This window comes from Bifidobacterium hapali, assembly GCF_002259755.1.
In the GTDB taxonomy this organism is placed as follows: Bacteria; Actinomycetota; Actinomycetes; order Actinomycetales; family Bifidobacteriaceae; genus Bifidobacterium; species Bifidobacterium hapali.
Window position 1 is genome coordinate 38,507 of the sequence record NZ_MWWY01000020.1, and the last position, 12,159, is coordinate 50,665.

Annotated in this window: 7 protein-coding genes; 1 reads left to right on the forward strand and 6 read right to left on the reverse strand. The window is 54.3% G+C overall.

Features of this window, described 5'->3' with window-relative positions; translation table 11 throughout:
• Positions 1 to 213 precede the first annotated feature (213 nt).
• The 3 genes from BHAP_RS04340 to BHAP_RS04350 all read right to left on the reverse strand — a co-directional run bounded on the left by BHAP_RS04340 (position 214) and on the right by BHAP_RS04350 (position 7,186).
• A complete protein-coding gene (locus BHAP_RS04340) occupies positions 214 to 1,584 on the reverse strand; it encodes a replication-associated recombination protein A (protein WP_094729526.1) in 1,371 nt (456 codons plus the stop codon).
• A 176-nt stretch (positions 1,585 to 1,760) separates the two neighbouring features.
• Positions 1,761 to 4,337 carry a DEAD/DEAH box helicase gene (locus tag BHAP_RS04345; protein ID WP_094729527.1) on the reverse strand — a complete coding sequence of 859 codons (2,577 nt, stop codon included), beginning with the start codon at positions 4,335 to 4,337 and terminating at the stop codon, positions 1,761 to 1,763.
• Positions 4,338 to 4,591: 254 nt separating this feature from the next.
• Entirely contained in the window at positions 4,592 to 7,186 is a 2,595-nt protein-coding gene (locus BHAP_RS04350; protein WP_094729528.1) for an alpha-L-rhamnosidase, read from the reverse strand.
• Between the two features lie 423 nt (positions 7,187 to 7,609).
• On the opposite strand from BHAP_RS04350, the gene BHAP_RS04355 reads away from it, so the two are divergent.
• Positions 7,610 to 8,986, forward strand: a complete 1,377-nt coding sequence (locus BHAP_RS04355; RefSeq protein ID WP_094729529.1) for an MFS transporter — start codon at positions 7,610 to 7,612, stop codon at positions 8,984 to 8,986.
• 102 nt (positions 8,987 to 9,088) lie between these two features.
• Here the strand turns inward: BHAP_RS04355 and BHAP_RS04360 are convergent, their stop codons facing one another.
• The 3 genes from BHAP_RS04360 to BHAP_RS04370 form a co-directional block, all read right to left on the reverse strand.
• Entirely contained in the window at positions 9,089 to 10,192 is a 1,104-nt protein-coding gene (locus BHAP_RS04360) for a hypothetical protein (RefSeq protein ID WP_094729530.1), read from the reverse strand.
• Positions 10,193 to 10,242: 50 nt separating this feature from the next.
• A complete protein-coding gene (locus tag BHAP_RS04365) occupies positions 10,243 to 11,385 on the reverse strand; it encodes a hypothetical protein (protein WP_094729531.1) in 1,143 nt (380 codons plus the stop codon).
• A 115-nt stretch (positions 11,386 to 11,500) separates the two neighbouring features.
• On the reverse strand, positions 11,501 to 12,121 hold the full coding sequence (locus BHAP_RS04370; protein ID WP_094729532.1) for an ABC transporter ATP-binding protein: 621 nt from the start codon (positions 12,119 to 12,121) through the stop codon (positions 11,501 to 11,503).
• Positions 12,122 to 12,159 lie beyond the last annotated feature (38 nt).

Consider the following 12,159-nt stretch of genomic DNA (forward strand, 5'->3'; position numbering starts at 1 on the left):
TCCCTTCAGGCCAATAAATCACAGTATAAACGATTTTTCATTAAGATATTCTATAGAAATCGATTATAATCGATTTCTATATCGATTTGCTCTTAAGAATCGATCATAATCGTTATTGATTACGATAAAGTACTAGGAACGGCTATCACATCTCGAAATCCAAGTTACAACCGCGGTTCCTTAACTAGGGCACCATGTTAATGGGACACCGTTTCATTCACCGGAGTGTAGAATTTTACGGATTTTCTCTAGTCGCGGTTTTACCTCATGCTCGTAACCGCGATCGTTGGGATGATAATATTCGCGACCGCGCAACTCTTCAGGCAGATACTCTTGTGGAGCGACTGCGCCCGGCCAATCATGCGCATATTTATAGCCTTCGTGATTACCCCACTCTTTCATGAGCTTGGTAGGAGCATTACGCAAATATAACGGTACTTGACCGATTAGCCCAGCATCAACATCAGCGAGCGCCGCATTAATCGCATTGTAACTAGCGTTTGACTTAGGAGCGGTTGCTACTGCGATGGTAGCTTCAGCGAGAATAATACGCGCTTCAGGCATGCCGATCATTGCGACCGCTTGCGCAGCCGCGACAGTAACCTGCAATACTTGAGGAGCAGCCATACCGACTTCTTCAGCAGCAGCGATCATAATACGCCGGGCAATAAAACGTGGGTCTTCGCCCGCTCTCAGCATGCGGGCGAGATAGTGGATAGCTGCATCTGGGTCGGAGCCGCGCATTGATTTAATAAACGCTGAGATAACGTCGTAATGATCATCGCCGTCTTTGTCATAGCGCACGGTTGCCACATCCATGACGCGACTGACGATATCAGGGGTGATCATCGGCCGACGCGCACCTTTCTTGCGCATTTGATCACCGGTAGCCGCGCCTGCTGCCGCTTCGAGAATCGTCAATGTTTTACGCGCGTCCCCGCCAGCGAGGCGAATAATCTCATCTACTGCATCATCAGTAATTTTCACTTCGCCTTTGAGTCCTCGCTGATCTTCGACAGCGCGACTAATTAGCGTTTTCAAATCGTCCGGTTCTAACGATTCGAGTTTGACAACCACTGATCGACTCAACAATGGTTTAATCACAGAAAAACTCGGATTCTCCGTGGTGGCAGCGATGAAGGTTACATCACGATTTTCTACGCTCGGTAATAGCGCATCCTGTTGTGATTTTGAAAACCGATGCACCTCGTCGATAAACAGTACTGTTTCACGGCCTTCGGATATCAGTCGTTGCCGAGCGCGCGCTAGCACATCGCGTACATCCTTGACGCCCGATGTTACTGCAGAAAGTTCTTCAAACGCGCGACCAGACTGTTTGGCAACAATATACGCAAGCGTGGTTTTACCCACGCCAGGAGGCCCAAACAGGATGATTGAACTCGGTGCAGTGAGCGAACCTCGCGATGCTGGATTTGCCAGTCGCCGCAATGGCGACCCCTCCCCCAACACTTGCGACTGACCTACCACTTCATCGATAGTGTTTGGTCGCATACGCACCGCAAGCGGCCGGGTCATCGCCTCGTCGCCATTGGCGCTCGCCTCAAACAGATCGTTGTCGCTCATGACATCCCATCATACTCCACTACTCGAACATTCGTTCGATAGCTGTTGTGGTGCGTGGCGGTTTTCTCTCACTGAGCGCCACTCAGTGAGAGAAAACCGCCACGCACCCCTTCGCCTCGCCCATCCGCACTATCGATGGTCAACGCTCAACTACGGTCATGTAGGTCATCCGACTGTCAGGCTGCACCAACGTGATAGTCAAAGAAGACCACTTCACCGCTTTCCTGCGTGGTATCGAGGTCAACTGTACCGGTGATAGCCCAGTCATGATCTCCATCGGAATCGTCGATAATCTGCCTCACTTTCCACGCGTGTTCCTTCTGTTCAAGCGAATCGTCGAGGATAAACAGCTTGCCAGAACGCGCAGCCGCGTCGATACCAACATACTCGTGCTCGTCGTAGTAGTCATCGAGCGCGTCTTCCCATTCGTGTACGCCGTAACCCCAGTCTTTGTCGAGCGCGCCCAGTTCTTCCGGCTTGTCAAGATCCATGAGTTGAATACGACGGAACATCGCGTTACGAATGAGCACAATCAAACCGCGACGATCTTCCACCACAGTCGTGCGTGCGCCAGGAGCCGCAAGGTTAGCCGCAGCTTCAGCTTGTGCATCAGATTCAGAACCTGCATGCTCCCACTCATCCACAAGACTCGAATCAATCGAACGAACAACTACGCGCAGCCACGAAATAATATCATCCAACTGTTCATTACGTTTCTCAACCGGTACCGTACGAGCCAACGCCCGGTACGCGTCAGACAGATAGCGTAACAACGTGCCTTCCGAACGCGCAATATCGTAACGCGCGATATAACCAGTGAAATCAGACGCGGTTTCCACCATGTCACGTACCACGGATTTCGGTGACAACCAGTAATCATTTGCCCACGGCACATCAGCACGATACTGATCAAACGCAGCTTGCAGCATATCTTCCAACGGTTTGGGATACGTGATTTCCTGCAGTTTATCCATACGCTCGTCGTAGTCGAGACCATCTTCTTTCATCTCGATCAACGCTTTGTCACGCGCCTGACGCTCCTGCGCACGCAATACCTGTTTAGGATCTTCGAGCGTGGATTCAACCATCGAAATCACATCGAGCGCATACGTATCCGACTCCGGATCAAGTAATTCCAACGCAGCCAGCAAGAACGGGGACAAAGGTTGATCAAGCGCGAAATCATCCGGCACATCCACATCCAGAAAATAGTCTTTACCCCCGTCATCACGGTCCTCAGTTTCAATAACCTTCGTATCGAATAACGTTTGAAAAATCTCATCCGTACGCTGATGCAACTGCTCCTTCTGATCAGGATTCTGCGCAGAATCATCAATCAAACGATCCACACGCCGACGCGCATCACCACCCTGCGCCACCTCATTGAGCACCATCGAATGCGTAATCTTCATATGCGGCACCAACGTTTCCGGAGCCGCATCAATCAACTTATCAAACGTAGCCTGATTCCACGTAACAAAACCCTCAGGAGCCTTCTTACGCTTCACCTTCTTCAACTTCTTCGGATCATTACCAGCTTTAGCAACCGCCTTAGCATTCTCAATCTCAAACTCAGGAGCCTCAGCAATCACAAGCCCCTCAGTATCAAACCCCATACGACCCGCACGACCCGCAATCTGATGAAACTCACGAGCCCGCAAACGACGCATATGCGTACCATCAAACTTCGTCAACGCCGTCAACACCACCGAATGAATCGGCACATTAATACCCACACCAAGCGTATCCGTACCACAAATCACCGGCAACAAACCCTGCTGCGCAAGCTGCTCAACAAGACGACGATACCGCGGCAACATACCCGCATGATGAATACCCACACCAGTCCTCAATAACCGCTGCAAAATCTTACCAAACGCAGTAGTAAACTTCACACCCTTAATCGCATCAGCAATCGCCGCACGCTGCTCCTTACTCGACACACCAGTCGATGCAAGCGCCTGCGCCGTCTCCAACGCTGCATCCTGCGAAAAATGCACCACATAAATCGGCGTAGAACCCTCACGAAACGCAAGCTCAACCGTCTTCTCCAACGGATCCAACGTATACTCATACGTCAACGGCACCGGACGCGGCGCATCCGCAATAATATCCACATCCGCACCAGTCATATCCTCAAGCTTGTCAGCAATCGCATCAACATTACCCAACGTCGCACTCATCAACAAAAACTGCGTCCTCGGCAACGTCAACAACGGCACCTGCCACGCCCAACCACGCTCCGGATCCCCAAAATAATGAAACTCATCCATCGCCACACAACCCACATCCGCATGACGACCCTCACGCAACGCCTGATTCGCCAAAATCTCAGCCGTACAACAAATAATCGGCGCATCCGCATTAATATGCGTATCCCCCGTAATCATGCCAACATTGTCACGACCAAACACCTCAACCAAATCAAAAAACTTCTCAGACACCAACGCCTTAATCGGCGCCGTATAATACGAACGCCGACCAGTACACAACGCCGCAAAATGCATACCAAGCGCCACCAACGACTTACCCGAACCCGTAGGCGTATTCAAAATCACATGATCACCAGCAAGCAAGTCCAAAATAGCTTCCTCCTGATGCGGCCACGGCTCAATATGCTTCACATCCGCAACCCAACCAAAAAACCGCTCATAAATCTCATCCGAATCAATATTGCGCTCGCCGTCATAACCGCCATCCCAGCTCGGCGCCAGCGCCCCCAGTGAACCATAATTCGCATTATCTTGTGCCATAATGCTCCCCAGTGTACTCGAGCACCGGGCCCGAAGGCGTTGCTGCGACACCCGACCTCGCGCATATAGTGCGGTAATTCTCCCATGATGCGGTAAACCCATGAGCGTACATTTGGCAAAAACGTTGAAAACAAGCCGTTTTCACAAACCGCATCATGGGAGGTTTACCGCACCATGAGAAAAATACCGCATCATGGGAGGTTTACCACACCATGAGATGAATCACCCACACCGCAACACTCACACACGTGCGATCAGAGGGTGACAGCAAGCTCGTGCTTGCCCGCGCTGAGCGTGTCTCCCGCAGATAGGCGACGGCCAGTACCGTCAACCGCAGCAACACCAAGTTCGGCAACCACACCTTGCGGAATATCAACGGTTAAACGAACCGTCGACTGTCCAGTACCATCAGTAGCACCATCAGTCGCCGCTCGATCATCCACACTCCACGCAACCGACACCTTGCCAAACGGCGTATCATGTGCAGCAGAACCGGAGGTAATACCGTGTGCGAACGCTGCCGCAAGACACGGCGCGACACGTACGCGCCGCCATCCAGCGTCAGCCAATTGCAATCCGCCGATCGCCGTGTGCATCCAATCGAGCACCGACCCGAATGCGTAATGGTTGAACGAGGTCATGTCTCCAGGATTGACTTCGCCGTTCGGCAGCATTGAATCCCAACGTTCCCATGTGGTTGTCGCACCCATACGCACCTGATACAGCCACGACGGACACGCATCAGACAAGAACAGCGAAAACGCCTCATCTGCATGACCAGTCGCACATAAGGCAGGCAGTACGAACGGCGTGCCGGCGAATCCGGTACCAACCACGAATCCGCGCTCGCGCACGAGTGCTGCCAAGCGCTCGCCAGCCGCCGCAACCAGCCGATCACGGTCCGCGTCCCCGGCGAGTAAATCGAGCGCGATGAGTAACGCGTATGCGCACTGTGTATCTGAGGTCATGGTGCCGTCGCCATGTACGAACCGGGCACGGAATCCGGCGCGAATATGCGCGGCTAGCGATTCGTAGTGTTCGGCATCCCGTAGAGCATCTTGCAAATCATCCTGCGCAAGTTTGTCCGTAGCAGTCGCACCGCTATCGCCAGCGGCAACCGCACCCGCAATCACCCGCAGCATACGTGCGATAAGCGTAGCCGAATGCGCGGCAAACGCGGTAGCGACAAGCGGTTTTTCAGTCATCGCGCGAGCTGCATCGTCTGGCGGCGCAGTCGGGTCGAGCCAGTCGCCAAGCTGACCGCACCACACGTCGGGCTTCTTATCCCACACGCCATCTGCGGCGAGTAGTCCTGCGACTTCATCCATCCACCGCCGTGCAAGTGCAATATGCCGGCGCAGGATGTTAACGTTGCCACTCGCCTCGTATAGTGCCCACGGCACCATTGTTACCGCATCGCTCCACAATGCGACCGCGCTCGGCTTACCCCATCCCGGATACGGATACGGCACGTAATATGGCACGGTTCCCCAATGCTCGGTTTCGATCGCCACGTCATCGAGCCAGCTGTCGAGGAAGTCGGCAACGTCGTACAGGTATGTTGCAGTGGGCGCGAATACGGCAATATCACCGGTCCAGCCGAATCGTTCGTCGCGTTGTGGGCAGTCGGTGGGAATCGATACGAAGTTGGATAGCATTGACCAGCGCGCGTTTTCGGCGAGTCGGTTGACGCGCGAGTTTGAGCAGGAGAACCAGCCGATGCGGTGGGTTGCGGAACTGTAGACGTGCGTGTAGAGGTCGTTGGCTGTGAGCGGTCGATCTGCAGGCCAGCCGCCGATGACTGCGTATCTAAAGCCGTGCATAGTGAATCGTGGCTCCCACACGGCTGGGTTACCGTCGCTGATGTATCGGTCGTGCTGGACTGCGCGGCGTAGCGGACGCGTGGCTGGCGTGCCGTCTGGGTTGATGACTTCGACATGTTGAATGTCGATTTCGTGACCGGATTCGACTTTTGGAATGTTCAGGACGACGCGTTGCGTACAGTTTTGGCCGAAGTCGACGAGCCAACGGCCGTCTGTAAGCTGCGTGATCGAGGTCGGATGATGTTCGCCGACGCAGTGTACTGCAGTGGATGTGACGGCTGGATAGAGGACCGATTGGTCAAAGTCAAGTGGCTCGACGGGATGCCACTCACGATTGGTGAGAGTGGTCGTTGCGTTTGCCGATGATGCTACGGCGGCTGAGGGTTCAGCTGAGGACTCGATCGTTTCATCTGCGACTGGCACGAACGGGTCCGCACCTTCGCGCGCATCGAAAATTTCGCCTTCATACAGGCCGCTGGCGAGGATTGGCCCGTAACCAGCCTGCCATGCGCCATCGTCAGCGTTTGATGCGATCGTCGTGATGGTGCCGTCTGCATTGGTGATTTCTAGCTGTGCGAATAGTCCAAGACGACTGCCATAGCAGTCTTCCTTGCCACCGCCGAATCCGATACGACCGCGATACCAACCGTCGCCGAGCCAGAAGCCCATTACATTCGTGCCATCATGAACCAACTCAGTTACGTCGTATGTCCAGTACGGTAAGCGCGTATCGTACACAGTCCAGCCCGGTGCAAGGACGTCGTCACCTACTCGACTACCGTTGATCTGCGCCTCGAACAGTCCCCAAGCAGTGACGATTAACCGTGCAGCGACCGGCGTACCAGTAACTGAGAAATCACAACGAATGACTGGCGGGCGACGCATCCGCGCACCGATATGATCAGGATCTACTGCCACGGTATCGTCTGACCCACCGATCATCTGTGCTTGCCATTGTATTGGCAACTGGGTTTTTAACTGACCGGTGATTTGACTGGTGATTGTGGAATGCTCGCTGCACGTCATCGTTGCTGTTCCTCCGTCATTAAGCCATGACTTATTACTGATCTCTACGTCTAGTGCCGCGCAGAGATCAATCGCAAGCTATATGTATCGGTATACATGCTATCGTCGTTGAGATTACAGCACAAGTTACACACGCGATTCCATAATAACGCAACCATAATTGTACCGCTACACATAAGCTATCGCAGAACCACAGCGGCATCGCACATTGTCGCAACACGCCGAAAACAGTCCATTATGTGACCACTCTCCCGCATTCTTTCAGCACTCACCTAATCTATTCGACAAGGTTTATCAATCCGCACAACGGGTAGACGAACACGATTCAAGGCTGTATGCCGAATCGACGCCGTTGCCTCCCACACAATGGGAACGCAACCACCGCGATTCGCCAGCCAAGAGTCAACAAGTAGAGGTTCCATCATGACTGCTGCCGAACAGCAGATCACCACCGCAACGGCCGCCAGCACTCCCGCGAGTGCAGCCACCGTTGATCAGGAGCAGGTTCACCATATTATTTCGCGCGTAGATCGCGCACATGAAACTCCCATGTTCCATCGCATTGTTGCACTGGTTGCAGCCGGCATGCTGATGGATAGTATTGACGTTTATATCGGGTCTGCGGTCGCATCGAGCGCACTGGCCACTGGCTGGTCTACTGTTGCGCAGAATTCTACGTTTATGTCAGCTGGATTCCTTGGCCTGCTGATCGGTTCCCTGCTGGCCGGTTTTGTTGGCGATCTTAAAGGCCGGCGCGTTGCTTACCAAATCAACCTGCTCCTGTTCGGCGGTTTCACATTCCTCGGCGCGTTCGCACCGAATATGGCCGTGCTCTCCTTGTGTCGACTTGGCGCAGGTCTTGGCCTCGGCGCGGAAATCGTGACCGGATTCGCAATGGTTAACGAGTTTGCTCCGATGAACCGTCGCGGTCACTGGTGCGCGATTGTTTCCCTCGTTGCAAACTGCGGCGTACCGATCGCCATGTTGCTGTGCGCGTTCATTATTCCGCGGTGGAGCTGGCGCCCGCTGTTTATTGGCATCGGCGTGGTTGCAGCCGTGATTTGGTGGCTGCGTCGTGATATTCCTGAATCTCCGCGCTGGCTGGCCGTGCACGGCCGGTATGATGAGGCCGACGCGATCGTCAAACAGATGGAAGTCAACGGTTCCGAACCTGTAACTACAGCTGCGGCCAGCGATGCCGCAGCCCAGAACCGTAATGCCGGTGGCCGCTCACTCGGTATTTGCTTGTTTGTGGCGATCGTGGCTGTTGGCGCAACCAACGTATGCTCATACGCGTTTACCTCGTGGGTGCCGACAATCCTTGTCAAGCGTGGTATTAACCTCTCCTCATCACTGACAACGTCTACCCTGATGATGCTCGGCGCACCGGTCGGTTGCTTGATTGGATCGCTGCTTATTGATCGCATTGGTCGTAAGCGTACGATTGTTCCCGCATTCCTATTTACTGGCGTGTTCGGTATGGCGTATGCGTTCCAGACCTCGACTGTTGGCGCAATTATTGTCGGATTCCTGCTCATGATGTGCCTGTACACGCTGATGGCTTCGGTTGTGGCCGTGTATGCGCCGGAACTGTTCGCAACCAAGGTACGCTTCCGTTGCGTAGGATTAGCGAATGCGATCGCGAAACTGCTCAACGTGCTGATGCCAATGGTGGTCGGTTGGATGCTTACCGCGCTCGGCGCGACCTCGATTTTCGTGTCGATCAGTGTGATTGCAATCCTGTCGATGCTTGTGGTCGGCTTCTTCGGTGCGGAAACCGCTCAACGTTCGGTTGGCTGATCCTTTCTTTCTGACTATGTGGGTATCCACTGTTCATCAAACGCCATGATTGTGCGTTTTGATGAACAGTGGATACCCACATAGTCAGTACATGCCCACAACTTACCGGTTCTTGAAGTATCGGAACAGATATCGTTCGCGAATACATCCTCCAGCAATTAACGCGCCCAGTAATACGCCACCGAATACAGCGGCAGGCGTGCGAATTACACCCAGTAGCACTGTAATCGCAGAATCATTTGCCCATCTCAAGGCAACTACCGATAGCACACAACCCGCTGCCAGAGCACCTACCCCAGCCCATACGCCAGTTTCTACACCAAGTACCGACAGCAGATCAGCTTTGCGTTGACCGCAATGTAGAGCGCCAGCATATTCAAGCCGACGCCGTCGCACGCTAAGTATTCCGATCAACATGCCCGCAGCACAGCCGACCAGTGGCATCCAATGTGTTATGCGTCCGCGATACAGTGCGAGCGCATCATAGCCTTGCCCGTAATTAGCATTGATGGCACGCGTAGCAGCAGCCGCACTCATGTTGGTTGACGCTTCATCCACGTTCGCAATGATGAGCGTTGAGAACAGTAATGATTCGGTTTGGTCAGATGTCGGCCATTGCCTCGCCCAACATTCGTTGAATACTCCGGAAACGCTTACCGGTTCAATAATCGCGTAGGCGAACCTCGTGTCTCGCCCATCATTGGGCCATGCGAATATTCCGGCAACATGCATGACGCCGACATCGGTTGGCATGTCACTACCGGGCAGCACGCCCAGTGTTGTGGCTAAATCGCGGGACAGCCAGATACCGGACGTATCCGCACGTTGCACCGGTGTCTCACTGCCGGCGATGAGCGTAATCATACCCGGCGAGACTTGGTAACGCGTAAGTGATTTGCCAGGAGCCGCTAGTGGGGTAACTGCCGTACCGTCGCGCATACTGCCCGCAGCATATGGTCCATGAGATACGGCGGCTAGTGAGTCACAGGCAGCGCCATCAATATTGTCTTGACCGGTGATGTTGACGCCGTCCGCTAATGCGCCGATACGTGTAGCTGCGTTTTGTTCCTGCCCGAGAACCGTGATCAGATCATATCCGCCGCCGAGCAGCGCACACACCATGACGGCCAGCATGAACGCAACCGCTCGACTCGTACCGGAGGCGATATTACGCCAGCTTTCTGAAAACAATATGCGCAACCGCATTATGCCCCTCCTCTCTTATGCCCAGTGTGTTCCGAATTGTTAAAACCAACCTATTTGCATTGATGCCCGGTGATTGCGGAACCGATGTCTACTGTTGAGGGGAAATTCGACGCACCACCATCAAGAGTGACGAGACTGACGCCGAGTTCAGAACCGACCACGGATACGGGAATCGATTTGCTAGCAGATGCAACGCATCCCGTGGTGCCGTCCAAGCCAAATACCGCAGCTGCCGGCACGCGAAGCACTTCAATCGGCTTGTCGAGGCTTAGCGTTGCGGCGAGCGGTTGAATGCCAGAGCCACTTGACGAACCGTCGGGTGAGGATGCCGCGCTACCAGTGGCAGAACCGATCTGTTGACGGTATTGATCGCTCGCCTGTACTTGATCGAGTGCTTTGCGGTCTTCAATATTGGTTTTCTCTGCCGGAAGAGTAACCGTTACGCCAGCGACGATCAGCACACGCGGCTGCGCACTTGCGGCAATACCGGCCACATCAAGCCGTGTCAAGGTTCCCGCAATCGTACCGATTACAGCGCCTGGCGCAAGCGAGTGGCCGCGTCTCGGTTGCCAATTGCTCACCGTATCGGACTGATCAGGTAGCCATACCACATTACGCAGTGCTAATGTTGCGCCATCGTATCCGTCCCCGATACCAGCACCGACCATCAGTGATTGCACGGCCATTTGCGTGGTCCACGTGTATCGGTTCGACTCCGGGTCGCCACCGTGCTGAGCGAACAGTCCGAGCCGCCCGAGTTCTCGATTGAGTGCTTGCACATCCGCACCGGTCATGTCGAGTGCAAGATCGCGGTAGAGCGGCACGTCTGTATGCAACGCGACGACTGGATTGTCGTCTACGCGCATGATTGCAGTGCCACTGTTGAGTGTGCCGCCAGTGAACATGACTTCGGTAATGGTACCGACAGCTGTAGTGGTCAACTGTTGTGCTTCGCTGAGTACTGGTGTGACTGATACCTGTCGACTGCCGGAATACTGTTGCGTAGATACCGTGACCGTAGTGACTTCGCCCGGGCGGGATAGAATGGCCGGTTCGCGGTCGGGCAGCAACAGTGCGCATGCAGTTGCAGTGAGGGCGACGGATACGACGATGGCTAGAACTAACCATGCGATACCGATGCGTGCAACCCGTTGATGGCCTTGCGTATTGCGCTCAGTTGTTCGATGCCACATCGCAATCACCTTCCCTAAAAGATCAACAGGTATACCATCATCGTAGAAAGCCTATGCTCGCCATGCACCGCATACATCCCGGCAATAGACGAACGTCTATGCATAAGGTGACTCACTATGCAGTAGGCGCATAACGTTCCAGATCAAGCACACGCTGACATGCATCGCGCGTCTGCTCATTATGCGTAGCCACGACCACAATCATTCCCTGTCCGGCGAGCGCACCGAGCACATGGCTCACTCCGTTAGCGGTACGCGTATCCAACTGAGCAGTAGGCTCATCCACGAGCAACATGTCGGGATGAGCACACACAGCGCGGGCTAGCATGAGCCGTTGAGCCTCGCCGCCAGACAATGCAGAAAACGGACGATCTGCCACCTCATGCAGGTCGAACATGGCCATCACATCCAACGCCTCACGCTCGGCAGCAGATCGCAACATGCCTTTCGCTAGCAACGGAAATGCTACATGGTCTAACGCACTTCGTTCGGGCACGCCATACGGGTTTTGAAACACCCATCCAACGCGCTTGACGCCGACACGCTCCACACTTCCGCTCATAGGCGTTACCCATCCTGCAAGAATCGACAACAACGTCGACTTGCCACAGCCAGACGGACCACACACCGCCATTGTTTCCCCCGCCGCAATCCGGAAACTCACATGCTCAAACAGCACGTCCGTCCCGTTGAACCGGTGCCCCACATCGCGCACATCCACGTAACACATAATCATCCTTACCCGTTCAATAGACGTTGCGCTGCCGTCACTAC